This is a genomic window from Klebsiella sp. OBRC7, from assembly GCF_000293135.1.
Lineage (GTDB): Bacteria > Pseudomonadota > Gammaproteobacteria > Enterobacterales > Enterobacteriaceae > Klebsiella > Klebsiella michiganensis.
The window spans coordinates 1-23101 of sequence record NZ_ALNJ01000068.1 but is presented as its reverse complement, the minus strand read 5'-3'; the positions used below and the strand labels follow the sequence as shown (position 1 = coordinate 23101).

At 50.8% G+C, this 23101-nt stretch carries 25 protein-coding genes and 3 pseudogenes; 27 read left to right on the top strand and 1 reads right to left on the bottom strand.

The window, feature by feature from the left end; translation table 11 throughout:
- The 26 genes and pseudogenes from HMPREF1144_RS14035 to HMPREF1144_RS13910 form a co-directional block, all read left to right on the top strand.
- A partial coding sequence (locus HMPREF1144_RS14035; RefSeq protein ID WP_009653127.1) for an IS66 family transposase occupies positions 1 to 424 on the top strand: 424 nt, incomplete at its 5' end.
- A 35-nt stretch (positions 425 to 459) separates the two neighbouring features.
- Positions 460 to 558 (top strand): annotated as a pseudogene (locus tag HMPREF1144_RS31520) (IS3 family transposase); the annotation flags it as partial.
- A gap of 30 nt (positions 559 to 588) precedes the next feature.
- Positions 589 to 1665, top strand: a pseudogene (pcaF, locus tag HMPREF1144_RS14030) (3-oxoadipyl-CoA thiolase); the annotation flags it as partial.
- A 60-nt stretch (positions 1666 to 1725) separates the two neighbouring features.
- A complete protein-coding gene (locus HMPREF1144_RS33010; RefSeq protein ID WP_071532265.1) occupies positions 1726 to 2310 on the top strand; it encodes a hypothetical protein in 585 nt (194 codons plus the stop codon).
- A gap of 457 nt (positions 2311 to 2767) precedes the next feature.
- Positions 2768 to 3692, top strand: a pseudogene (locus HMPREF1144_RS14020) (hypothetical protein).
- A 130-nt stretch (positions 3693 to 3822) separates the two neighbouring features.
- Positions 3823 to 4008 (top strand): AlpA family transcriptional regulator, encoded by a 186-nt coding sequence (locus HMPREF1144_RS14015; RefSeq protein WP_009653108.1) that lies wholly within the window; start codon positions 3823 to 3825, stop codon positions 4006 to 4008.
- Positions 4009 to 4124: 116 nt separating this feature from the next.
- Complete coding sequence (locus tag HMPREF1144_RS14010) at positions 4125 to 4709, top strand: DUF2857 domain-containing protein (RefSeq protein ID WP_009653124.1); 585 nt, start codon at positions 4125 to 4127, stop codon at positions 4707 to 4709.
- Positions 4699 to 4908, top strand: coding sequence for a TraR/DksA family transcriptional regulator (locus HMPREF1144_RS14005; protein WP_009653104.1), 210 nt, complete (start codon positions 4699 to 4701; stop codon positions 4906 to 4908). Before HMPREF1144_RS14010 ends, HMPREF1144_RS14005 begins: the two co-directional genes overlap by 11 nt.
- Positions 4909 to 5268: 360 nt before the next feature.
- Positions 5269 to 5502 carry a hypothetical protein gene (locus HMPREF1144_RS14000; protein WP_009653116.1) on the top strand — a complete coding sequence of 78 codons (234 nt, stop codon included), beginning with the start codon at positions 5269 to 5271 and terminating at the stop codon, positions 5500 to 5502.
- Positions 5503 to 5572: 70 nt separating this feature from the next.
- Positions 5573 to 6283, top strand: coding sequence for a lytic transglycosylase domain-containing protein (locus HMPREF1144_RS13995; RefSeq protein WP_042927756.1), 711 nt, complete (start codon positions 5573 to 5575; stop codon positions 6281 to 6283).
- Positions 6283 to 6576, top strand: coding sequence for a TrbC/VirB2 family protein (locus HMPREF1144_RS13990; protein WP_009653113.1), 294 nt, complete (start codon positions 6283 to 6285; stop codon positions 6574 to 6576). Before HMPREF1144_RS13995 ends, HMPREF1144_RS13990 begins: the two co-directional genes overlap by 1 nt.
- Before the next feature lie 10 nt (positions 6577 to 6586).
- Complete coding sequence (locus HMPREF1144_RS13985; RefSeq protein ID WP_009653109.1) at positions 6587 to 9331, top strand: VirB3 family type IV secretion system protein; 2745 nt, start codon at positions 6587 to 6589, stop codon at positions 9329 to 9331.
- A 20-nt stretch (positions 9332 to 9351) separates the two neighbouring features.
- On the top strand, positions 9352 to 10056 hold the full coding sequence (locus HMPREF1144_RS13980) for a type IV secretion system protein (protein WP_009653120.1): 705 nt from the start codon (positions 9352 to 9354) through the stop codon (positions 10054 to 10056).
- An 18-nt stretch (positions 10057 to 10074) separates the two neighbouring features.
- Positions 10075 to 10302, top strand: a complete 228-nt coding sequence (locus HMPREF1144_RS13975; RefSeq protein WP_009653102.1) for an EexN family lipoprotein — start codon at positions 10075 to 10077, stop codon at positions 10300 to 10302.
- Between the two features lie 11 nt (positions 10303 to 10313).
- A complete protein-coding gene (locus tag HMPREF1144_RS13970) occupies positions 10314 to 11381 on the top strand; it encodes a type IV secretion system protein (RefSeq protein WP_042927753.1) in 1068 nt (355 codons plus the stop codon).
- 92 nt (positions 11382 to 11473) lie between these two features.
- Positions 11474 to 11611 (top strand): hypothetical protein, encoded by a 138-nt coding sequence (locus HMPREF1144_RS33330; protein WP_009653125.1) that lies wholly within the window; start codon positions 11474 to 11476, stop codon positions 11609 to 11611.
- Entirely contained in the window at positions 11604 to 12287 is a 684-nt protein-coding gene (locus HMPREF1144_RS13960) for a virB8 family protein (protein WP_009653100.1), read from the top strand. The genes HMPREF1144_RS33330 and HMPREF1144_RS13960 overlap by 8 nt, the downstream gene beginning before the upstream one ends.
- Entirely contained in the window at positions 12287 to 13192 is a 906-nt protein-coding gene (virB9, locus tag HMPREF1144_RS13955; protein WP_009653107.1) for a P-type conjugative transfer protein VirB9, read from the top strand. The genes HMPREF1144_RS13960 and virB9 overlap by 1 nt, the downstream gene beginning before the upstream one ends.
- A gap of 19 nt (positions 13193 to 13211) precedes the next feature.
- Positions 13212 to 14462, top strand: a complete 1251-nt coding sequence (gene virB10 / locus HMPREF1144_RS13950; RefSeq protein ID WP_009653121.1) for a VirB10/TraB/TrbI family type IV secretion system protein — start codon at positions 13212 to 13214, stop codon at positions 14460 to 14462.
- Entirely contained in the window at positions 14452 to 15477 is a 1026-nt protein-coding gene (gene virB11 / locus HMPREF1144_RS13945) for a P-type DNA transfer ATPase VirB11 (RefSeq protein ID WP_009653117.1), read from the top strand. Before virB10 ends, virB11 begins: the two co-directional genes overlap by 11 nt.
- The gene (locus tag HMPREF1144_RS13940) at positions 15474 to 15872 is read left to right on the top strand and encodes a cag pathogenicity island Cag12 family protein (RefSeq protein ID WP_009653112.1); all 399 of its coding nucleotides are present in this window, start codon (positions 15474 to 15476) and stop codon (positions 15870 to 15872) included. The genes virB11 and HMPREF1144_RS13940 overlap by 4 nt, the downstream gene beginning before the upstream one ends.
- Positions 15873 to 15920: 48 nt before the next feature.
- Positions 15921 to 16223, top strand: a complete 303-nt coding sequence (locus HMPREF1144_RS13935; protein WP_009653105.1) for a TrbM/KikA/MpfK family conjugal transfer protein — start codon at positions 15921 to 15923, stop codon at positions 16221 to 16223.
- Between the two features lie 48 nt (positions 16224 to 16271).
- A complete protein-coding gene (locus HMPREF1144_RS13930) occupies positions 16272 to 16577 on the top strand; it encodes a hypothetical protein (protein ID WP_009653128.1) in 306 nt (101 codons plus the stop codon).
- Between the two features lie 778 nt (positions 16578 to 17355).
- The gene (locus tag HMPREF1144_RS13920; protein WP_009653111.1) at positions 17356 to 19092 is read left to right on the top strand and encodes a type IV secretory system conjugative DNA transfer family protein; all 1737 of its coding nucleotides are present in this window, start codon (positions 17356 to 17358) and stop codon (positions 19090 to 19092) included.
- An 8-nt stretch (positions 19093 to 19100) separates the two neighbouring features.
- Positions 19101 to 19853 carry a MobC family replication-relaxation protein gene (gene mobC, locus HMPREF1144_RS13915; RefSeq protein WP_009653126.1) on the top strand — a complete coding sequence of 251 codons (753 nt, stop codon included), beginning with the start codon at positions 19101 to 19103 and terminating at the stop codon, positions 19851 to 19853.
- A gap of 185 nt (positions 19854 to 20038) precedes the next feature.
- On the top strand, positions 20039 to 20338 hold the full coding sequence (locus HMPREF1144_RS13910) for a hypothetical protein (protein WP_042927750.1): 300 nt from the start codon (positions 20039 to 20041) through the stop codon (positions 20336 to 20338).
- Positions 20339 to 20654: 316 nt separating this feature from the next.
- Here the strand turns inward: HMPREF1144_RS13910 and HMPREF1144_RS13905 are convergent, their stop codons facing one another.
- Complete coding sequence (locus HMPREF1144_RS13905) at positions 20655 to 21599, bottom strand: ArdC family protein (protein WP_009653103.1); 945 nt, start codon at positions 21597 to 21599, stop codon at positions 20655 to 20657.
- 863 nt (positions 21600 to 22462) lie between these two features.
- Between HMPREF1144_RS13905 and HMPREF1144_RS13900 the strand changes: the two genes are divergently transcribed.
- Entirely contained in the window at positions 22463 to 23068 is a 606-nt protein-coding gene (locus HMPREF1144_RS13900) for an AAA family ATPase (RefSeq protein ID WP_009653101.1), read from the top strand.
- Positions 23069 to 23101 lie beyond the last annotated feature (33 nt).

Genomic DNA, 23101 nt, shown 5'->3' with positions numbered 1-23101 from the left:
GAAGCGACGCCTTGCAGAACGTCAGCAAAAAGCTAAACCGCGGCTGAAATCCCTGGAAAGCTGGCTGCGTGAAAAGGTGAAAACGCTGTCGCGACACTCAGAACTGGCGAAAGCGTTCACGTACGTACTGAACCAGTGGCCGGCGCTGGCTTACTATACTGACGACGGCTGGGCCGAGGCAGATAACAACATAGCTGAGAATGCGCTACGGATGGTCAGCCTGGGCCGCAAAAACTACCTGTTCTTCGGTTCGGATCATGGAGGAGAGCGGGGAGCGCTGCTGTACAGCCTGATCGGGACATGCAAACTGAACGGAGTGGAGCCAGAAAGCTACCTTCGCCATGTGCTTGATGTTATAGCTGACTGGCCGATAAACCGGGTCAGCGAACTGCTCCCCTGGCGCGTAGCATTGCCAAATGAATAACACATCCCCGTCAATACGGTTCTCGCTGCACGCTTACGTTTAATTATATCGAGTGTGATTACAATCGGTGGCGTCGTCACAGTGCCTGTGGCGGTCTCAGCCCGGAACAGTTTGAAAACGAAAACCTCGCTTAGGGCTGTGTCCACATTACGTGGGTAGGATCAGTTGACTGGTCTGAGTTGAACGATGTTCTACTTGGGTGTGCTAATCAAGCGGGTGAAGATAACCGTAATGTCGCGCGAATGGCAATGCTTTTAGCGGGACTCCCCTATAAAGTCCCCGCAACAACGATTAATCGCCTCTGCGGTTCAAGTTTAGATGCTATTGCCTACGCGGCCAGAGCGATCAAGGCCGAGGAAGCCGACTTAATCATAGCTGGAGGGGTGGAAAATATGTCCCGAGCCCCCTTTGTAATGGGGAAAGCCGAAACAGCATTTTCCCGAACAATACATTTTGAAGATACAACTATGGGGTGGCGTTTCATCAATCCAAGAATGCGTGAGATTTATGGGGTAGACACTATGCCGGAAACAGCAGAAACGCTGGCAACTGAATATGGTATTTCACGGGAAGATCAAGATTCCTTTGCGTTACGTAGCCAAATCCGAGTAGCAACTGGCTATTCAGAGGGGCATTTTATTGATGAGCTTATCCCAGTCAATATTCCACACAGTAACGGAGCCCAGGAGATCATTTTTGACAGGGATGAACATCCAAGAGAAACCTCACTTGAAAAACTTGCGAGACTCCGCTCTGTCACTTCGCCAACAGGAAGTATTACAGCAGGCAACTCATCAGGAATAAACGATGGAGCAGGAGCTATCTTACTGGCAAATGAGAAAGCAGCAAAACGCCACGGGCTTAAACCACAAGCTCGGATCTTGGCTGCAGCGGTAGCCGGAGTTGCGCCTCGGGTTATGGGTATAGGTCCGGTAGAAGCAATACACAAACTTTTAAGGCAAGTTAAACTCACGCTCAATGATATAGATGTAATCGAATTGAATGAAGCCTTTGCTGCACAGGCACTGGCTGTTTTACGAAAATTAGGACTTCCGGATGACGCTGAAAATGTTAACCCTAATGGAGGGGCTATTTCGCTGGGTCATCCGCTCGGGGCAAGTGGGGTAAGACTTGTAGCGACCGCTTATTACCAACTTTTAAGAACTCGTGGACGTTATGCCTTGTGTGCCATGTGTGTTGGTGTGGGTCAGGGAATCGCAGTACTGATCGAAAGAATTTAAATTGTCGTTAATAATATTCTAACCATTTAAACTTTATACCCCTTAAAAAGCGGAGGAATTATGTCTGCTATTACTTTCACAGAAGAGTCAAACAATATAATAGAATATAACATCACCATGGAATTTATGCCAGATGGGTATCAAGAAGTTGACCGTAAGACTGTTGCGATTGACGGAGAGCTTGCTGAACTCATCCGCTACCAACCTCTCACTAGCACAACTACGCTTCTGGGAAGCGAACATTTTAGCATGCTAACCACCGGTGACGGGCTTCTGAAAGGGTTCTCGCGTATGGATCCCAGCCTAGCAAAGGGAGATTTGCCGTCAAAAGATGAAGCTAAAGAAATAGCTATGGATTTTATTTCAAGATTTGCCAAAGATCTTGTTCCAGTTTTAAAAATACACTGGATAAAACTTCATCAGGAATCATTTACTATGATGCAAGATGAAAAGAAAGAGACTCTGGTTATCACAGGAATAAAAGTAAAAATGCAAAACACATCTGATGGGCGCTGGATGTGGACAATAATTGGCTCGTCAAGAAAGGTAATAATTTTCGAAAGAGATGTTGTGTGGATATCATTCCCGGGTCATCGCCAAACTGAAAAATGGTTACATGATTCCTGGCTTGAAGAAAAAATATAAAGTCACGTTATTACGTTTTCATTACGAACATTCATCTTTGAATATTCAATTTTATCATTATCAAACCCTTTGTACGGCATGAGCATTAATTAATTTGGTGCTGGTCATTTTAAATAACCAGCACCATTAATGATCGATGCTATCATTTACATAAATTCATCCTTCAAATAAATAATACAAAATAAAGCCATGTAGTATCCATTTGTTGTTCGAAAGTTTCTCACACATATTTCATAAAGTTAAAAGCCAATATTATGCAATGAAAATATTATATATCTTCCGCGCAAAAATTAACAAATCAACACAATAATTACTATTATCTTAATATATAGCGTCACGATTTATTATAATCACCTCATCATCGCAATATAGTCACCAGTTATTATGAGAACACATTCAAACCGCCAGAATATAAAAACACCCGCAATAACTATCATTTCTAAGAAGGAGATGCATTATGTCAGCAAATCAATTCCGATTAAATTCAAAAAACATACTCCCTGATTGGATGACAATAAAAGAGGCCGTCAAAATCGCAAACCGATTTGAAAATATAAAAATAACAGCCAGTGACATATTTCGACATGCGCTACATGGGACAATCTGTTTGTCAATATATTTTCAGTCACCAATAGCATTGAGGAGAATTCGTACGGCGGGCTATAAAGTAAAGTTAAAACCGGTTGAGAATCGGCTTGTCACACGCCTCTGCATGCTGGATAAGCGAAGCTTTTTAGAAGGCGGGAATTTGATTTTTAGTACAGACGGTGAATATTTCTCTCCATCAAAATTAATTATTGACACTATATTGTCTGGACATGAATATATAATAGTGCAAAAGTTACTGGCGGACACATTAAAAATCACCCCACCTATTATCGGTGCGAGATATTCTAACCACGGAATTTCACTGTCTCTTTCCGAAGGGATTTTTCAGGTATTTGAAAAAATTACATGGCAGGACAGAATAAAAAAACAAATAATAAAACTCCCTGATCATATTTCATCAGACATTTATAATGAAATTAAATTTAAAAACATGGATGAGTATTCTTGCAAAGACTTTTTCCCCATCCATGATTTACCTAGGGATGCTTGCTTTGTAATCCGATGTGATGAGCTAGATAAACTCATAGATATATCTATAAAAAAAAACACAATCATTATCTTCAACTCGAATTTCCACGCCTTTATCTCGTATGTTCTGGCTTGCCTGTAAACATAACGAGACCATCAGTCCATTGATCAAGCAACCTTATAAGCTAGTATCTATTTTCGAACAATGGGCATCCGCTGACGGCCTTCCTGATCACCTGAGTGGCGATACATTGAAAACTGCACTTGAACGCGGTTCACCCTCATCCCTATCGGCATCTAAATAATTTGATACCACCCTAAAAATCCGTATTAAGGATTCCAGAACCCGTAATACGGACTTATATGCTTCCCTCCTAACCCTCCTGTGTGTTTTTTATTCCTCGGGAATATCCCATTTCTGTACTGGAGGAAGTTATGACATCTCATCAGTTATTACGCCTGAAACAGGTTGAAGAAAAAACGGGTCTGAAACGCTCCCAGGTCTACCTGTATATGAAAAACGGCACCTTTCCACAGTCGATAAAGATTGGCCCCGCCAGCGTAGCCTGGCTCGAATCCGAAATAGATGAGTGGATCGACCTTAAATTAGCTAATCGCTGAAAACATCTCGGGGGGAAGAGTGGAAGTGAAAAGCAATTACCGTTTTTTTTCATCTCATATTAGCTCAATCCTTCTCTATTTATCCGTTTTAGAAAACAGTGTGGGGAAATGACAGAATGATCCCATCATTGAATTACGCCGTATTAACCGACGCACTGAATGCCCTGAAAGAGGGAAACCTTCGCCACTGTGAAGCGCTGGGATTCACTTTCGACGAAATGGACGCGCTTAATCAGCTATCGCTTGATGAGCTGTTTATTGTCAGCCGGTCGTCAGCGCCGTTTATTGCAATCAGCGTTCGCCATGATGTTTTGCGCCATCTGATGGCGCTGGCCCGTCAGGATGTCCGGCACCAGCAGCTGATTAACCGGGCGATCCGACTGGGTGGTTCAATCGCGTTGCTCAACCAGTATTTTGGTCTCACCTCCAACGAAACCTGTCTTCGCCGTCGGTTGCTGGGTGTCAGCGTGCCTTATGGCCGGACACCAGAACCAGATGAAGATATCGATGCAGCTATCTGGCAGCAATGGCAACAATGTCGGGTGAATAACCTTGAATCCTCCGACGCGCTGGCCGCCATGATACAGGTGACGGAAACGCTGTTGCCGGACGCCAAAGGCCTGTCACTCACCATGGTCTGGAAGCGTATTGCACTTTGCGAACAGGAAGCCGCCGACAGGAGGGCTCACAATGCCGGATGAGATCGACCGCGATCAGGAATTTAATGAGCAGCAGCTCGAAAAGATGATTGAACAGAACCGTTTCAGACCGGCTGCAACGCCCTCACTATCCCACTGCCGTTTCTGTGGTAAGCCCATTCCGGAGGTGCGGCGTCAGACACTGCCTGGAGTGACAACCTGCATGGAATGCCAGACTCTCCTGGAAAGCCGCAGTCGCTGAAAATAATCAGAAAGGCGTGTGGAGAAATTATGTTCTCTGCACGTCTTTATATTTTCCGATAAATAAACATGCGTCCTGGCGAACATCCTTTTTTATTTTCTCTCTCTTCACCATTTTGATTTTCCCATTTTTATTCCCTGTCTGAGATTGCACTCTGAACACGCCATGAGTCGATGGTGTACCTGATGGACGTTAATTCGTCCGGGCCGGGTATTGCTCTTTAACAATATGGAACGGGCTGTCACATGACCTCAATTCAGGGTGCCGCTGAATGTTCTCGCTGACCCGTTAAAACCGGAATGCAGAATCGGGATGTGACCGAAAAATATCATTTTCCACCATTTAATTAAAGGGGACATCATGAGAAAACCCATCTACCACGTATTTGTCACCCAGGAAAGTCCGCCCGATATCCAGGGCGAAAAAAACACATACTGGACAAGGGTTGGTGTGGCATTTGCCCATAATGGCAAGCCCGGCCTGAATATTGTCCTGACACCCGGTATTGCGGTTTGCGGCAAACTGGTCCTGCTTGAACCCCGGGAGGATAACAATCCGCCACAGAGTGCGGAGCCCACAGAGACGGCACTTTAACCCTTCTTTATTATTCCACAGCGTGCAGGGTCCGCAGACTGTGCACGCTGCCCGTAATCCCGAGGCCATCATGCTTTCCACCACTGCCTTTCTGGCGGCGGCCATGCAGTGTGCCGCCAGCATTCATCCGTCCACCGCGTTCGACGTGGCACGGGTGGAATCCGGTTTTAATCCTTATGCCATCGCCGAGATAGTCCCGAAGGCCAGAAGAACCTCCGGTGACAACCCTGTTATCTCCCATCAGCCCGCAAGTTGGGCCGATGCTGAGCGCATTATCCACCATCTTGCCGTACAGGACCGGCGTTACTCTGTGGGACTGATGCAAATCACCAGCACCAATTTCCGTCACTACGGTGTGACGGCCACTGACCTGCTTAACCCCTGCACCAACCTGTCTGTTTTTGAACGCATCCTCAGCGACTGTTACCGGCGCGGCGGCACCCTGAACAGGGCACTGAGCTGTTATTACTCCGGCAATTTCCGTACCGGGCTACAGCCGGAAGCGGCTTTTTCCGGGACCAGCTATGTGCAGCGGACAGGTTACGCTCCGGCATTCTCCCGCTATGCCGTACCCGGCACCCGCGAGGATAAATCCACAACTGCTGCCCCCCAGGAAGCCATCGCTTCTGATAGGCCATCCCGCCCCCGCGTGATATGGCCGGGGACCATCGTCCGTGGCGTCCCCGCAAAACTCCGTCAGGACAACATCGCCATCGCACCGCTCTCCGCGCCATTAGTGCGCCGGAGTCTCTCCCTGTCAACCCGTGAGGAGGAAGAATAATGACACGTTTCCGCAAGCTAAAGGTGACGACCAGCACCGTATGTGCCGGTGTACTGACGGCTTTTTCTGCCATTCCGGCACTGGCCGACGGTTTTCAGCGCGCAAATACCGTGATGGAGAAAGTCTCCACTGGCCTGCATGGTCTGGCGGCCATCACCATCACCGTGGCCGTGATCTGGATTGGCTACAAGACGCTCTGGAAAGGCGAAAGCCTGTCCCAGTGCGGCTATATCATCATCGGCGGCATTCTGATTGGCGGGGGCAGTGAGATCGGCGCGCTGCTGATGAGCTGAGAGGTCACCTATGGCAAAGCTGCTTAAGGCCATGAAACGCCCGGCGGCACTGTGGGGGGTGCCGATGGTGCCCCTGCTGGGTGTCTCTGGCGTCACCGTCATCGTCGCTGTCTGGACTTCCGTCGCTTTCCTTGCCCTGCTCCCGGTTGAATTTCTGGTGATGAAGTCACTTACCCGGAATGACCCCCTGCGGTTCAGCCTGATTGCCGTCTGGCTCAGGGCAAGAGGAAAACCGACAGCAAACCGTCTGTTTGGCGCAACAGTATTTATGCCCGTTGAGCATGAGGCTGTTGATATCACGGAGTTTCTCAATGCTATGAAACTGAATCAGTGTGCCACACTCAGAAAGTACCTTCCGTATTCATCGCATATTCACCCGCATGTTGTCCGTTCCCCCAATAGTGACCTCTACTGTACCTGGGAACTGACGGGGACCCCGTTTGACTGCGAATCAGAGGAGACGCTTCGGGTCGGTAAAAACCAGCTGCACGGACTCATCCGCGCATTCGAGGGGATGCCCGTCACCTTTTATATCCATAACTCACGTGAGCCGTTTACCGATTCACTACACAAACAATCGGGCAACCCTTATGCCGATGAGATAAGCGAACGCTACTACGCCTCGCTTGAGGCAGCCCCGTTTCGCCGTAACCGCCTATTCCTGACGGTCTGCTACCGCCCGTTTGTCCGTCTGGAAAAGGCCGGGCGCAGGCGTATGAAAGACGGTCAGAAACTGAAAGAGCTTGATGGTGCACTGCGGGAAATGCTGGAAATTAAAGGCTCGCTCGATACCGCACTGTCGCGTTACGGTGCCCGCCCTCTTGGCACGTTTATCGAAGATCACGTGGTGTTCTCCTCCCAGCTGGCGTTCTATGAGTATCTGCTGACGCGACAGTGGCGCAGGGTGCGCGTCACTCGCGCTCCGGCCTATTCGATGATGGGGTCGGCGGCGCTGTTCTTTTCCGGCGAGTCCGGACAGATAAACCATGCCAGTGGTACGCACTATTTCCGGGGGCTGGAAATCAAGGAGTTCCCGGAAGAGACAGCGACAGGGATGATGGACTCCCTGCTGTATGCCCCCTGCGACTATATGATCACGCAGACGTATACCTGCATGTCACGCGAAGAAGCCCGTAAGGCCATCAAACGCACCCGCCGTCTGTTAATGAGTGCCGATGATGATGCGGTTTCCCAGCGGCTGGATCTGGATGTGGCGCTTGACCTGCTGACATCGGGGAAAATCGCCTTTGGCAGACACCATTTCTCCCTCATAGTGTTTTCCCGCTCACTGGACAATCTGGTGGCAGATACCAGCGAAATCAGCAATGCCCTGAACAATCTCGGCATCACTCCGGTTCCGGCAGCGCTTTCACTGTCAGCGGCGTATATGGCGCAACTGCCCGGCAACTATCATCTGCGGCCACGCCTGGGCGAACTGAGCAGCCAGAACTTTGTGGAGCTGGCCGCGCTGCATAATTTCTACCCCGGCAAGCGCGATAACGCCCCCTGGGGAGATGCAATGGCCTTGCTGCGCACCCCGTCAGGGGATGGCTACTACCTGAACCTGCATAACACGCTCGCCGACAAGGACGAGTTCAATGAGAAGAACCCGGCCAGCACCTGCATTCTCGGCACCAACGGTTCGGGGAAAACCATGCTGATGACCTTCCTTGAAAACATGCAGCAGAAATATGGTCGCGCGGACAGTTTTTCGCCCGATGCGAAAACGAAGCGGCTGACCACCGTTTATCTGGACAAGGACCGGGGCGCGGAAATGAATATCCGGGCGCTGGGGGGCCGTTACTACCGGGTTATCAGCGGTGAACCCACGGGGTGGAACCCGTTTTCGCTGTCACCCACGAAACGCAATAGCAGTTTCATCAGTCAGTTGATGAAACTACTGTGCACGCGTAACGGCGCGACCATCACGCCCCGTGATGAGCGTCGCCTGAACGACGCCGTTAACGCCGTGATGAGCAATGAGCCGCAATACCGTGTCTGTGGTATTACGCGCCTGCTGGAGAATCTTCCTGAACCTGCCACTAAAGAAGCCCAGGAGAACGGCCTGAGCATTCGCCTGTCGCAGTGGGCGCAGGGCGGCGAGTTCGGCTGGGTGTTTGATAACGCATCAGACACCTTCGATATCAGCCACTGCGATAACTTTGGCATTGACGGCACGGCGTTTCTGGACGAGGCGAACGTCTGTGCGCCGATCTCCTTTTATCTGCTGTACCGTATCACCACGCTGCTCGACGGACGACGACTGGTCATCTTTATGGACGAGTTCTGGAAGTGGCTTCGGGACCCGGTATTTAAAGATTTCGCCTATAACCGCCTGAAAACCATCCGTAAGCTGAACGGGATGCTGGTGGTGGGCACCCAGTCACCGGCGGAGATCATCAGTGATGAAATTGCGCCCGCCGTGATTGAGCAGTGCGGAACGCAGATCCTGGCAGCCAACCCCGGCGCCGACAGGGCGCACTATGTTGACGGGATGAAGTTTGAACCGGAAGTGTTCGATGTGGTGAAAAGTCTGGATCCGCAGGCCCGCCAGTATGTGGTAGTGAAAAATCAGTTCAGGCGTGGCGACACAAAGCGTTTTGCCGCACGCGTGACGCTCGACCTCTCCGGTATCGGCAGATACACCCGGGTCATGAGCGGCAGCGCCGACAACCTCGAAATCTTCGATTCAATTTACCAGGAAGGGATGCAGCCCCATGAATGGCTGGACTCCTACCTGGCTCAGGCACTCTGATAACCCACAGGAGAACCATTATGAAAAAACGTTTTCATGCCCTGATTTTCGCGTGCGTGATGGTCAGCCCGCTGGCACACGCCGGTATTCCTGTCCTTATTGATGCTGACCCGCTGCGTGAGCTCGAATGGCTGAAAGAAGCGCAGCGCTGGATGCAGACCGCGCAGCATTATCAGAGCCAGATCCAAGCGTATAAAGACCAGTTGGCGACAACCACCGGCGTCCGGGATATTGCTGATTTTGTGGATCAGGCGAAGAGTCTGAAATCGGATCTGGAAACGCTGCGTAAACCGGGGCAGGCGCTCAACGATCTGTTACTCTCCGGCGGCCCCCCGGGGCAGTTCGATACGCTGTACGCGAAGTACCGGATTTTCGACACCTGCAACGCGGAACAGTCAGGAAGCTATGCCGATACCTGTAAACAACTGGTCATCAATAAAGCGATCCAGTTTGAGCAGACTGACGAAATCCAGGAGCAGGTGAGCCAGACGCTGGGGGAAATCAAGAGCCTGTCAAATCGGATCGCACTGGCGAAAGATTCGAAAGAATCTCAGGATCTGGCGAACAGCATTCAGCTAAAATCAGTGATGCTGAACACACTCACGGACCAGTGGGAAATGAGTGTAAAGGCGGCAGAAAAGCGAGAAAAAGTGCTGGAAGATGAGCGCGTTAAACAATGGAACCAGCAGCAATTAGACGCTCCCACGTTGAAATTTCATGAATAAATAAGGAATGGAAAGAAAATGAATAAAATCATCGTTATCTTAACCCTTTCATTTATTGCAATGATTTCCGGATGTGATGAGGAAACCAAAACGACACAATGGTATCGTGATCATCCTGATGAATTAAAAGCGGTTTATGAAAAATGCCAGAAAAACGGCAGTGCTTCTGAAAACTGCAAAAATGCTAACGAAGCCCATTATCAGATCCAGCAACTCAATGCTCCTGCACTTAAATTCCATGAGTAGAGAGGTTCACTATGGCTGATCTCGGTACATTTGAATTTATAGAGAAGCAGCTAATTGGTGGAATAACACAAACCACCAGTGGCCTGATGATGGAACATTCTGCAATGGTTATGGGGCTGGCGACAACGTCAGCCACCCTCTATATCCTGTGGCGTGGATATCAGACCCTGGCGGGTAAGCTGTCCACGCCGGTGGAAGATATCATGTGGGACCTCATGAGGATGGCGATCATCCTGTCCTTTGTGGCAAACGTCAGCGGTTATCTTGACAGCGTTATCGACGCCATCAATGGCTTAAAGGAGGGATTTTCTGGCGGCGATAATATATGGCAGATGTTAGATACGCTATGGGATAAAGCGAAGGTGCTCGGAAAAACACTGCATGATATGGATAATTCAACCTATATAAAAGATGAGGGCATGACCGCTCAGTTTTATGTCTGGCTTGGCGTGTTTGTTTTAATGCTCGTCACGGCCTTTGTCTCAATGATCGCGGAGATAATGATTTTACTGCTGAGTATCACCGCTCCCATATTCATATTCTGTCTGATATATGGATTTTTACGACCTATGTTTAATAACTGGCTGCAAAATATATTTGCGGCAATATTAACGATTTTGTTTTCAGCTTTATCATTACGCATGGTTATCAATTTTATGACCAAAATATTAACACAATCACTGGCCGGAGCTGCAAACGCCAACATTGTGGAGTTAGGCGCACAGGTCTGTCTGGCCGGTATCTGCGCCGCAATACTGGTTTATCTCTCCGCAAAACTTGCCGCCTCCCTGGCCGGGGCCAGTGCAACCGTGTCCATGCAGGGACTGGCGGCGGTGGGTATTGGCGCGGCGGCGTATGGTGCCGGGAAACTGGCAACAGGCGCCGGGAAGCAGACCACCCGCGCCATTCAGGACAACATTCAGGGCTGGAGAGATGGCAGCACGGGCAAACCCGGCAGCGGTCCGGGATACAGCGCGGCAAAAGCGCGTCAATACGCGATTGAGCAGATGATCGCCCGCAACGAAGCCCGGCGACTGGCGCAATCAAGAGAAGCCGCCATTCAGAAATTCCATCGTTAAACCGGCCATCCCTGGCCGAAATATCCCCGTTAATCCTCCGGTGAAAACATAGCCCTGTTTTCATTCCACTGATCTCACTGAGGAAATACCCCATGAAACGCTTGATTGCGCTGGCTTTGCTGTGCGCGCTTTCCAGCTGCGTGCAGTCTCCCCGTCCTCCTGCCTTTGGCGGTCAGGGCGTCCCCGTGAACACCCCTCAGATTATGGCGGAGTTAAACAGTCATGAGTGAACAGACCCTCGTTGCGGATTCCCGCACCTTTGAGCAGCAGATGATTGAACGGGACAAACGCGCCACAAAAGCCGGGTTTATGGTGGGCGGCGCGGGCCTGCTCACTGCCGTGCTGGCGCTCATAGCCGTGGTGCTGATGCTGCCCCTGAAACAGACGGTCGTGGAACTGTACACCGTGGATAATCATACCGGGCGGGTGGAGCACGTCACCCGTGCGTCAAAAACCCACCTGACGGCGGAAGCCGCTTATCAGAAAGCGATGACCGCCAGTTACGTCAGACTGCGTGAGCGGTATGTCTATCCCTCCCTCCAGGACGATTACACCACGGTACAGATTTACAACAGCCCGCAGGTCAACGATGACTATCTGGCGCTTTATGCCGGTAAAGACGCCCCGGACAAGGTGTACCAGAACGGGGCGCATACCGTGCGAATCGACATCCTGTCAAACCAGCTCACTGATGGCACTGACCCCGATAACGTCGCAACCCTGCGTTACAAAAAGACCATTCGCCGCCTCGCGGACAACAGCATCCGTACCGAATACTGGGATGTCCGCCTGACGTTCCACTCCGACCCCGGCAGGGAGATGAGCGATACGGAGCGGGAGGTAAACCCGTTCGGGTTTACCGTGACCAGCTGGCAGGCAGACCGTGAAATCCGGGGAGGCGAATAATGAAAAGCATCACTCTTATCCCGCTGGCGCTGATGATGTGCGGCACGGCATGGTGCGCGGCCATCCCGCAGGCGAGCCGCTACGATGCCCGTGTTCAGCAGGTGGTTTATAACCCGCTGAACGTCACCGTCGTCAATACCCGACCCGGCTTCATGACCACGCTGGTCTTTGACAGAAACGAGGCGGTTATCAGCGCCAGACCCGGTTTTGAGGAGGCGTGGGAAGCCACGCCGGACGCCAACCGGGTCAATATCCGCCCGGTGGCGCTGGTTCAGGGCGCGCCCGGCGCTGACGGTAACACCACTCAGGTGGTCATCCCGCCCAACAGCCGGGACTGGCACACCAACCTGCTGGTCGTCACCACCCGGCGGCTGTACAACGTCGAGCTGAACGTCATCGATGATAAATCCCCGCAGCAGCCCGCCTTTCAGGTGAGTTACCGCTATCCGGGAGAAGCGCAGGAGAAGGCCAGCCGTGAGGCAGCGGCCAGCGCACTGGAGCGTGAGAAAAAACAGCAGCAGGCCGACATTCAGCAGGCCCTGAATGCCGCGCAGACGCCGCGCAACTGGGACTACCTCAGCTATCCGGGGCGCGACAGCGCCCGGATTGTCCCAGATTTTGCGTATGACGATGGCCGCTTTACGTTCGTGGGTTTCTCTCCGGCCAAATCTATTCCCTCCGTGACGAAAGCGCTGAACGGCCAGGAGCATGTGGTTAACAGCAGTATCCGCAGAAAAGGCAACTTCACCGTACTGGTGATTCAGGAGGTCACGCCCCGTCTGGTCCTGCGTTCCGGTCACGCCGTGGTCGGCCTGGAAAACCGTGGTTTCGGCAGAGTCCAGGCCGCTGATGGTGCCACCGTCTCCCCGCAGGTTGAGCGGGTGGAAAAACCTGCAACCCACTGACAACTGAGGAGTCATGCAGATGAACGACGAACACGCGCATCCTGAACCTGATGAGTCCCGGCCCTCTCCGGCGCAGACGGATGACGATATTGCCGCGCTGGAGCGCGAGGCCCGTGCCAGGCGGGAAGCAGAGCTTCTCACCGCGCAGGACGATGAAGAGAACGATCCGGTACAACCCGCTATCAACAAACTGAAAAAGCGCAGGCGCGGGAAAGCCACCGCGTTTCTGGCGCTCGCCGCCGTTGCGCTGATTGCGCTGGCGTGGGCGGGTAACTGGGTATACCGCAATCTGCTCTGGCAGCCCGGTGAGGAAAAGCGGCAGGATGCCGCGCCACAGCCGAACCGGAGCGATTACCGACAGCGAACCGATCTGGGGACGCACAATACCGAAGCGGGTACACCGGAACCAACGGACAACAGCCCGCGCAGTACGACGACCGGGGCAGAGACGCCGCCGGAACTGGATAAAACCCGTTTTCTGGTTCGCCGGGAGAGTTCAGCCGCTGCGGCCCGAAACCCGGTCCGGACCCGGCAGCAGGAGATGACACAGGCAGCTTCTGACAGTCAGCAGTCAGGGACGACATCCCCTGGCTCCAGTCAGCAGCCAGACACCACGCCGCTACCACCGGAACAATCCCCGTCAGCAGTACGGCGTATTCCTTACAACCCGGATCTGTACGTGCCGGAAAATACCGCCATTCCCTGTTCACTGGATTACCGCTTTGTTTCGGATCGGGCGGGGAAAATCCGCTGCACGCTCGCCAGCGATATCTGGAGCGCCAGCGGTAATACGAAGCTGATTGAAAAAGGGACCACCGCCACGGGCATTTACCAGACGGGTGCGGAAACCGGGATGATGCACGGACAGAGCCGCGCCTTCTTCATCATCACGAAACTGCGTACCCGCCAGCCCCCTTATCTTGATATTCCGCTGGTCGATACCCGCGCTGCCGGGGAACTGGGCGAGGCAGGCGTTGATGGCTGGATCGACTCACATTTCAGGGAGCGATTCGGGGGCGCGTTGCTGGTCGGCATGATCCCCGATATTGGCGCATGGGCATCCAACAGCGCCGGTCAGAAAGATCGTAATACAGACTACACCGAAAACAGCCGCCAGGCGATGGCGGATATGGCACGCACCACGCTGGAAAACAGCATCAATATCCCGCCGACCCTCTACAAAAATCAGGGTGAGATCATCAACCTGATCACCGGACAGGATATTGATTTCTCCGGCATCTATGCGCTGAGGATGAAAAATGACCGTTAAAAATATCTCCCTCGATCGTTACAGGCAGCGTTTTTTTGGTGATTTTCTGGCGCTTTCCGGCCTGACGGAGATCGCCGTCAATCGTCCTGGCGAACTTTTCACCAAAATTAACGGCGTCTGGGCACAGCACGCCGTTCCGCTGGATTATGAGGGCTGCTACAACTTCGCCCGGTGTCTGGCGAAGCATCACGGCGACAATATCGAAGATATCAAACCGGTGCTGTCGGCCACGCTGGAATCCGGCGAACGCTGTCAGGTCATCGTGCCTCCTGCCTGCGAGCGTGACACGGTATCCATCACGCTGCGTAAACCCTCACAGGTACAAATCCCGCATCAGGACTATATCGACGCCGGGTTTTATAACCGGGTGACGGGCACGGAAAAAACGCAGACGCATGATGAGGAATTACTGGCCTTATATCACGCAAAAGATATTCCGCGCTTTATGGAGAAGTGCGTGGAATACGGCAAAACCCTCGCGGTGGCCGGGGAAACCAGTACCGGAAAAACCACCTATATGAAGATGCTGATTAGTTATATTCCCCGCAGCCTGCGTATCACGACCATCGAAGATAACCCGGAAATCACCTTCTTTCTTCATAAAAACTACGTCCACCTTTTTTATCCGTCGGAATCGGCAGATGAAAAAGGGTCAATGGTGACGCCCGCCAGCCTGCTGCGCTGGAATTACCGTATGAATCCCGACCGTATATTATTAACCGAAGTGCGCGGCGGTGAAGCCTGGGATTTTCTCAAAATAACCGGCTCCGGCCATGAAGGCAGCATGACCTCCCTTCATGCCGGTTCGGCAATAGAAGCGGTGGACGGGTTTATTACCCGCTGTTATGAAAATCCGCAATGTGCCCGACTCCCGTACACCTTTATGTTACGCAAGGTACTGGACAGTCTGGACGTTATCGTCAGCATTGATTTAGACGGTAATGTGCGCCGGATGAATGATATTTATTTCCGGCCACTGCACCGCAGCGCTTTTTTTGAGGAGATGAAAGCATGATGAAGGTTATCAATATGCTGCTCTTTTCGCTGGTACTTTCCGGCTGTTCTTCACCCCCGCCACCGGTTCCTGTTGAATGGGAGAAAGCGGGTCAGTCAGTCAATACCAGTTTACCGCAGTGGCGTGACAACCCGGTTATTATTCCTTCTCCGGTAGTTAAAGATAAATGGTTATTATCCATTCACGCACGGAATTATAACGAAACACACTGGACACCTTCCGTATTTTACGCGGTCGACCACTCAACACGTATTGTTGTTGCCGCGCCATCAGACGCAGATTTCGTTACTGCAAAAAACTGGCTGCGCCGGTATGGCGCAAAAGGCGTTATTGAATATCAGCCTGTCTCTGACTGCCTGACATGCAGCGACACCCGCATTTATTTTTCGCATTAAATCCTCCCCCTCACATCCTGAAATTCATCTTACAGTAAGGTATCCATCATGAAATATTCCGCTATTGCGGCGATAATGCTGTGCATTGCTGCCGGGACGCCTGTTTATTCATTTGCTGATGACCCGTGCGAAGTGGTGCTTTGCATGTACGGGAAAGCAACAGGAAACAGTGGAGGGAGCGAATGCCATTCTGCTGAACGAGCTTTCTTTAATATCGTCAAAAAGAACCGGCACGGATTTTTACCCAATCATACGCTCAATGCCAGAAAAGCTTTTCTGGGGGAATGCGCCAGTGCTGACCCGGAGGCGGTGAATAAAATTCTGTCCAGATTTGGCAGAGTCAGAGGGTAATAAACCCTGATTATTATATTAATACACTTCCCGCATGGGGAAATAAAAATGGATAAAGAACACCTGTTTATTTCCAACATTCACTCAACGCATCAGGACAGAATATCGGTCGTGGCAGTATATAAAAACATGCTGTCGAAAGCGCATCAGGGATGTGGGCTATATTATGAGATATATGAAAGCCGACTTATCAGTTTATTGCGACATCATCTTTCACAGCTTAATGAATCGGATGCCGACAAGCTCAGGCGATATGCCGAAAGTCAGGGCACGAAGGTCGATGATGAAACGTACCGTGTGGCATTAAATGCTGAACGGGAATGCCGGGCTGAAATAGTCCGCGAACAAATGTGAGTCACAGACATTAATAATGTATCGAGCGACGCCACAGACTGACAGACGGCAGGGGTTCAGGCGTGCTTACTTTTGGCTTCAATTTCGAAGAAATTGTTAAGCCGTAAAATAAGTACGTGGCGCGCGGGCAGAAAATTCAATTTCGAAGAAATTGTTAATTTTCAGGCACCGCGCCCACCTGCAAACATTCGCCCAGAGCGAATTGAGCAGGCCGGGGGGAGCCGAATAAATTTCGCCGCCCCAGCGAGCGAAAAGCTGTCGCCCACGACAGCGGTTTATTTGGGGGGCTTGCCCCGCACACCGTCAAGCCAGGTCATATTTCCCGCCCCAGCGGGGAATATGACCGATCAGGCGCGACCAACCCCTTTAAAGCAGCGTTCCCGTTTTTTGGAGCCAGCGAGAAAAAACAGGCGAAACGCGCGTCTTAAAGGGGTTGGTCGCGCGTAGCGTGCGACGGTGTGCCGCCTTTGACTCTGGGGGCTTTGACGCAGCGTTCAGCGAAGACATTGCCCCCATGTTTCCGGCGGTCAGGGCGTCCAGCCAGGACAAAGGAACCACGCCGTTGCCCGTCATGCGGGCGTTTCAGGGGAGGACGACCACCGGTCGGCAGACTTCTGAAAGCGCGGATAACGGGCATGAGCGCCGGAGGCGTTCAGTTCTTTTTGTCCTTTTATGGGCGTCACCGGTGAGCGTCGCACAGGGGCGTGGGGTATCACGTCCATCGGTGACGCCCATGTGGTGCGCCCGTCACACCGAAATCAGACCGGAGATCACTGCAATGGGAACTCATCTGATGCAAAGGCTGAATGCTTTTTCGGATGCCTTTTCTGTTTTTCTGCTCTGGCTGCAACACAACCCGGTAATATTATCCCTGTTTGCCGGGCTGACGCTGCCATTCATTTTTCATCTGCCACGTGAAGAAAGAAAAAACGCCCCCTTCTGGTTAAAATCGGTGGCGTGCGTGTCCCTCTTCTTTTTTATCTCCGGCACGCTGTCGCCGCTGACCATTCAGGGGCTGAGTTTTTTCTTTACGGCGCTTGATAATCATATTCTGCTCAGATTATCACTCTGGATACTGACTGTCGGATTTACGCTGGCCGGTCTGGCATTTCACATTACCACCCGAAGATTGCTGGCCGGAGAAATTGACAGTCTGAAACACCGGATGATTAAAAAAAGCAAACTGGAAAGAAATGTCAGAACAGATGTTCGTGACGTCAGGGATATGTTGCCTGACAGCATAGAATATAATCCGCTGGATTATATTGACCTGAACAAGGGTATTTTCATCGGGCTGGATAAAAACAATCAGCCGCAATATATCACTGCCGAAGAATTTCAGACCCAGCACGCCGACCTTATCGGCACCACCGGCTCCGGTAAAGGGGTGAGCGCCTGCGTCCTGCTTTATCAGGCCATACTGTCAGGTGAAGGGGTATTTGTCGAAGATCCTAAAAATGATGAGTGGGCCCCGCATGTATTGCGTAAAGCCTGCCACAAAGCGGGAAAGCCGTTTGTCCTTATTAACCTGAATGACCTTCATTTCCAGCTTGATCTACTGGCTGATATTTCTCATGAACAACTGGAGGAGCTGTTTAATGCTGGTTTCAGTCTGGGTAAAAAAGGCGAAGGCGCTGACTTTTACCGTATAGCCGATCGCCGGGCCGCCAGAAATACGGCGGCTATTTATGAAAAAGGCATGACATTACGGGATTTATTCAATACCGACTTTGTCAAATCTCTCAGTGAAGATGTGCCTGCTTTTTATGGCGAGCTGGAGGAAATCGCCTTAGTAAACTCAATTAACGCCAGTAAGGGATTTTCATTAAAGACAATATTTGATGAGGGCGGCTGCTGTTACATCCTTGGCTCGATGCGTAATCAGAAAATCATTTCGGCGCAACGCATGATTTTAACCCGACTTATCCAGATAGCCGAAACACGTGACCGGATAAAAGGCAAACCTCGCCCTGTCGCTATTTTCCTGGATGAACTTAAATATCACCTTTCCCGCCCGGCGCTTGAGGGGCTTGGCGCGGCAAGGGACAAGGGTGTGCATATCATCATGGCGCATCAGTCGGTGAAAGATTTATATGACTGTCCGGCAGATCTGGAGGGTGATGCCGTCGCCGGTTCAGTTATTGAGAACTGCAAGTTCATGCTGGTTTATCGCCTTCGTGATCCGGATACCGCCGACTGGGTGGCAAGAATGACCGGCTCTATTTTGGTCGATGACGAAATGAGAAAAGTGAAAACGGATATCGCCCTGACGGAGAAAATGGAAACCGACAGAATGATACGGCAGGCTGAACGCTATTATATCGACAGCAACATGCTCCTCAACCTGCCAAAGTTTGTTGGTTTTGTATTTACCCAGAATGACCTGGCGAAGGCGACCAAACTTTTTCATATTCCGGCGAAAAAGCAATATATCGACCTGCTGTCATTTGAGCATAAACACCCGCTGCATACCGAAAAAGACCATCAGATTAACAAACCGTCCATTAACCTGTGAGGCTGTCGATGCTTATTCATAACGTTGCTGAAAGAAATGAAGCCGCCAACCGGAGAATGGAGGCACTGCTGAATTTTCTTAAGGAAGAAACCTTCTCTGACTTTTCGACCTTAAAAAAAGCTGTCGGCTATAAAGGAAAACATAACCATGCCATGTATAACCTGCTGAATAAAGCGGTGGCTCTGGGATTTCTGAGTAAACATGAATATCCGGTACTGACCGGGAAAAAATCATTGTGGGGGATCACCATGCCGGGGTTGGCAAGGGTGGTTAACGCCGATGATCCTGTTTTTCCCGCTTATTTTGAGCCGGGAAAACTCAGGCACTGGACGCTGGACCATCGCCTGTTAAACCAGCGGGTCAGGCTGGCCCTGGAGGAAAAAGGCGGTACAGGCTGGCTGAACGGCGACCGGGGGGCGTTTATGGCGCGGTATCCCGGTGTCCGGCACCGACCGGACGGCATTATTACTTTAAGCAGCGGTGCCATCATCGCGGTGGAAACCGAGCGATCGCTGAAAACCCGCGCCCGCTACATCACCATTATTAACAGTCATCTGGCGGCCAGCGATGCCGGACGCTGGCACTATGCCATGTATGTTATGCCGGACGATAAAACCCGCGTGTCGCTTGGCAGGCTGTTTGACAGCATCAGGACGGTGATGAGGAACAGTGTTCCCGTTTCGTTTGACGCGAAGAACCGCGAGATGTTTCTCTTCCGCACCCTGGATGAACTGGAACAAGCATCCACCAACCGCGACTAAAACGCCAGACCCTGTTGTAGAAGCATACAGGATAATGAACGCCCCAAAATGGCCTGGAAGTTACCCAGCCCGACAGATGCCGATCAGCCTTCCCGCTAATTTTTAGACCTCACTGGATGACGGGGACACTCACCCGAGCGTACTCTCTGGCAACCAACTGATTTCAAAACAGACAGGAAAACAAAATGAACAGAAACGCCGACCCGCTTTCGGACGTACTCACTGAAATGTGCGCAAAAGCACTCGTCACATGGATGACTCATTCCGCACAGCAAGGCATGCCACGCGAAGAACTGCTGATACGCGGCAACGATTTTGTGTATGCCCTCCACGCCAATTTTGTTTTGCTCCATGATGTTTTATCAGAAACGATGGAGGATATTCAGCAACAGAGTCATAAACTCGAAGAACGCGTGGACATTCTGGCGCAGCGTTTACAATCCCTCGGGGCAGAGACCGATAATATGGCCGCCAGGATAAAATAATCCTTTCTTAACCTGTCCCTCTTCAACCAGAGCCTGATATAGGTCCTCCTGTGGTAGTCACTGACTCCTGCTTAAACGTGCAGCACCCCAGCAACATAATATTCATCCCGATCTAAGCTGCGCCAGTGGCGTAATCACTGGGATTAACATTCCTTTTGCGGGATACGCGGGCTCTTTGCCGCCCGCACCCGCAGCCTGCGAATTTTCCGGACATAATATGTCCGGAAAATTCGCAGGGAAATTGCAACCTCTGTTACTCTGCCTGCCCCGATACAAGGTTAAAGCCGCATTCCTTTGCGGCTTCTTATCCTCCTGCTCAGACCTTCTCCATCAGATAACGATGCGCTTTCGATGCCGCGCTGGCGGCTTTGAAAATATAACGCTTGTCGTTTTTCAGTGCTTTCAACCAGGAAGCGATATAACTTTCGTGCTGAACCTCTCCGTCAATCCCCAGATCCGCCATCACGAACGCGCTTCCCAGCTCGGCGATCAACTCCTCAAATGCATAATCCTCACTGCCGAATCTTCCTTTCATTTCACGGTTCAGACGTGTTTTACCACCGCTCCAGTGCACCAGTTCATGCAGGCCAGTGGCGTAGAAATTAGCGGCATCAGAAAAAAGGTGACGCTCCGGTAGCCAGACCTCATCGGTTGAGGGGCTGAAAAAGGCATTTTGTCCTTTCTCAATAATCCTGGCACCACTGCTACGGAACAGGTTTTCAGCCTGTGGCAGCGGCTCGAACGTTTCAGAGGGACTAACTGCTCCGGTAGTCAAGGGTAGGCCGTCAATTTGTTCAACGTTAAACACGACAAAAGTTTTCAGCATCGGGATATGGTCGATTTCTCCGGCGTCGTTTTCTTTCTCCAGTGTGGAATAGAAAATGGCGGTCGTGCCGTGTTCACCCTTGCGGACCTGTCCACCTGCCGCCTGTGCCTGTTTGTAAGTCATCCAGCGGGAATCACTGAACCCCTGCTTTGACGCACTGCACCACAGCAACATGATATTCATGCCGCTGTAGGCTACGCCGGTAGCGTAATTGGATGGCAGACCAGACATACCCGGTACGCGCTGCCACGGGCAGGACCACGGTTTAACACCCGCTTCAAGTGCAGCAATGATGCTGTCGGTGACGGTCTGATAAATATCAGTTCTGGTTTTAGACCATTTCGTTTTTGAGGAGCCTGACGGGTCCAGCGGGGATACGCTGGTCGCCGCTGCGGTGTTAGGGGCGGTAGTCTGGTTATGCAGGGTAATCGTCATGGTTTTTTCTCCGTCAGTGGTGTGATTTTCGTCTTCGTATCGCCTGACGGTTCGCTTTCCCGGCGTCGTTCTGTCCAGCAAGGGCGCAGAATGCGTGTACTTCACCCTTGCGGGACGGGTTGTGTTGGGAAACGATTAACCGGAAGCCGATACAGAAACGAAAAGCACACAGGAGAAAAAAACTTGCCCCTGCATAGCCGAGCGTAGCGCCCCTTACTTCGCAGTGGTGAAAAGCAGACTGGTGGTGTTAAGTCGGAGACTGGCACTGACAGGAACTTCATGTAGGTGTTAGCATGCTTTCCTGCCGGACGAGACGATCCTGCTAACCTGGGGTGGTTTGTTCTTAAATTGTCTCGTTCCGGCATTAATCACTACCGGGTCCGGGCTGTCTCCTCATTGAACGCAGCGTACAGTCAGTCCACCACCACCCGGATCCGGGGTGAAAGATTTCTTGAAACAGGCCACAGCGCCGTAACCCTAGACCTACTATGATCTGGGCAATTCATACTATACCAACCCTTTCTGGAGCAGTTGTCCACACAGAATGACCGGCATAGGTTGCGACTTTAATCTCCCTAAAGAAAGTGCCAACGAACTGATTCTGAAAAGCAAATCTTTAGTTTCTGGAGATGGATATTTTTCAGACAAATGCTATGGTAGAACTGTCAAATAGCTGATTGGAACAGGAGTGTCTGAATCAGTACCCTTGATAGGTACGAGATACAAGGTAGATTCCCACACACGTTCCGAGAGTAGTGCAGCTTTTTCTTTAGTCTGGTAAAAGAAATTTGTTCTGTAACGGGTTGCGTAATTTGATATTTACAATGAAACTCAGGCAATAACAAAAAATGGATTAAAATAAAATGTTTATAAAAAAAATCACTTTGGTAAACTATCGGAATTTCAAAGGGGCAAATTTTTACTTTGATAAAGGCATAAACACAATTATTGGTGAGAATGCATCTGGAAAAACAAATTTATTCAGAGCGATAAGGTTGCTACTTGATAGCTCGATGCCAAGATATTCTTTAAAGTTACAGGAAGGAGATTTCAACCGTTCAATAGGAGAGTGGCGAGGGCATTGGATAATAATTAGTGCCGAGTTTGACAATATATCCAAAGATGAGGCCAGCCAATCACTATTTCTTCATGGTACCGGTAATGCTGAAGCTGAAGTTGTCAGCCGGGCTACATATAGCTTAATATTCAGGCCAAAGTCATTTATTAGACAGAGTTTATCAAAAATAGATACTGGTGATCGTGTTGCACTTGAAGAAATACTTAAAACTATAACGCTTGATGATTATGAAACTATTCTAGTAGGTAAAAGTGCAGCTGATTTAAGCGTACCATCCGTTTATAAAAAAATTGTTGGCGATTTTGATAATGTAATTTTCCCAGAAAAATTAAACCATCCAGACTTAGGAGTTATGATCCTACCCACCATTAGTGGACACGCAACTAAGTGAGTAAACTCTCAACCAGAGGTGATTACTCATGAC

Excerpts from the sequence above, each read along its gene's own strand:
- HMPREF1144_RS33010 (WP_071532265.1), top strand. The coding sequence starts at position 1,726 with ATGTCTGCTATTACTTTCACAGAAGAGTCAAACAATATAATAGAATAT.
- HMPREF1144_RS14015 (WP_009653108.1), top strand. The coding sequence starts at position 3,823 with ATGACATCTCATCAGTTATTACGCCTGAAACAGGTTGAAGAAAAAACG.
- HMPREF1144_RS14010 (WP_009653124.1), top strand. The coding sequence starts at position 4,125 with ATGATCCCATCATTGAATTACGCCGTATTAACCGACGCACTGAATGCC.
- HMPREF1144_RS14005 (WP_009653104.1), top strand. The coding sequence starts at position 4,699 with ATGCCGGATGAGATCGACCGCGATCAGGAATTTAATGAGCAGCAGCTC.
- HMPREF1144_RS14000 (WP_009653116.1), top strand. The coding sequence starts at position 5,269 with ATGAGAAAACCCATCTACCACGTATTTGTCACCCAGGAAAGTCCGCCC.
- HMPREF1144_RS13995 (WP_042927756.1), top strand. The coding sequence starts at position 5,573 with ATGCTTTCCACCACTGCCTTTCTGGCGGCGGCCATGCAGTGTGCCGCC.
- HMPREF1144_RS13990 (WP_009653113.1), top strand. The coding sequence starts at position 6,283 with ATGACACGTTTCCGCAAGCTAAAGGTGACGACCAGCACCGTATGTGCC.
- HMPREF1144_RS13985 (WP_009653109.1), top strand. The coding sequence starts at position 6,587 with ATGGCAAAGCTGCTTAAGGCCATGAAACGCCCGGCGGCACTGTGGGGG.
- HMPREF1144_RS13980 (WP_009653120.1), top strand. The coding sequence starts at position 9,352 with ATGAAAAAACGTTTTCATGCCCTGATTTTCGCGTGCGTGATGGTCAGC.
- HMPREF1144_RS13975 (WP_009653102.1), top strand. The coding sequence starts at position 10,075 with ATGAATAAAATCATCGTTATCTTAACCCTTTCATTTATTGCAATGATT.
- HMPREF1144_RS13970 (WP_042927753.1), top strand. The coding sequence starts at position 10,314 with ATGGCTGATCTCGGTACATTTGAATTTATAGAGAAGCAGCTAATTGGT.
- HMPREF1144_RS33330 (WP_009653125.1), top strand. The coding sequence starts at position 11,474 with ATGAAACGCTTGATTGCGCTGGCTTTGCTGTGCGCGCTTTCCAGCTGC.
- HMPREF1144_RS13960 (WP_009653100.1), top strand. The coding sequence starts at position 11,604 with ATGAGTGAACAGACCCTCGTTGCGGATTCCCGCACCTTTGAGCAGCAG.
- virB9 (WP_009653107.1), top strand. The coding sequence starts at position 12,287 with ATGAAAAGCATCACTCTTATCCCGCTGGCGCTGATGATGTGCGGCACG.
- virB10 (WP_009653121.1), top strand. The coding sequence starts at position 13,212 with ATGAACGACGAACACGCGCATCCTGAACCTGATGAGTCCCGGCCCTCT.
- virB11 (WP_009653117.1), top strand. The coding sequence starts at position 14,452 with ATGACCGTTAAAAATATCTCCCTCGATCGTTACAGGCAGCGTTTTTTT.
- HMPREF1144_RS13940 (WP_009653112.1), top strand. The coding sequence starts at position 15,474 with ATGATGAAGGTTATCAATATGCTGCTCTTTTCGCTGGTACTTTCCGGC.
- HMPREF1144_RS13935 (WP_009653105.1), top strand. The coding sequence starts at position 15,921 with ATGAAATATTCCGCTATTGCGGCGATAATGCTGTGCATTGCTGCCGGG.
- HMPREF1144_RS13930 (WP_009653128.1), top strand. The coding sequence starts at position 16,272 with ATGGATAAAGAACACCTGTTTATTTCCAACATTCACTCAACGCATCAG.
- HMPREF1144_RS13920 (WP_009653111.1), top strand. The coding sequence starts at position 17,356 with ATGGGAACTCATCTGATGCAAAGGCTGAATGCTTTTTCGGATGCCTTT.
- mobC (WP_009653126.1), top strand. The coding sequence starts at position 19,101 with ATGCTTATTCATAACGTTGCTGAAAGAAATGAAGCCGCCAACCGGAGA.
- HMPREF1144_RS13910 (WP_042927750.1), top strand. The coding sequence starts at position 20,039 with ATGAACAGAAACGCCGACCCGCTTTCGGACGTACTCACTGAAATGTGC.
- HMPREF1144_RS13905 (WP_009653103.1), bottom strand. The coding sequence starts at position 21,599 with ATGACGATTACCCTGCATAACCAGACTACCGCCCCTAACACCGCAGCG.
- HMPREF1144_RS13900 (WP_009653101.1), top strand. The coding sequence starts at position 22,463 with ATGTTTATAAAAAAAATCACTTTGGTAAACTATCGGAATTTCAAAGGG.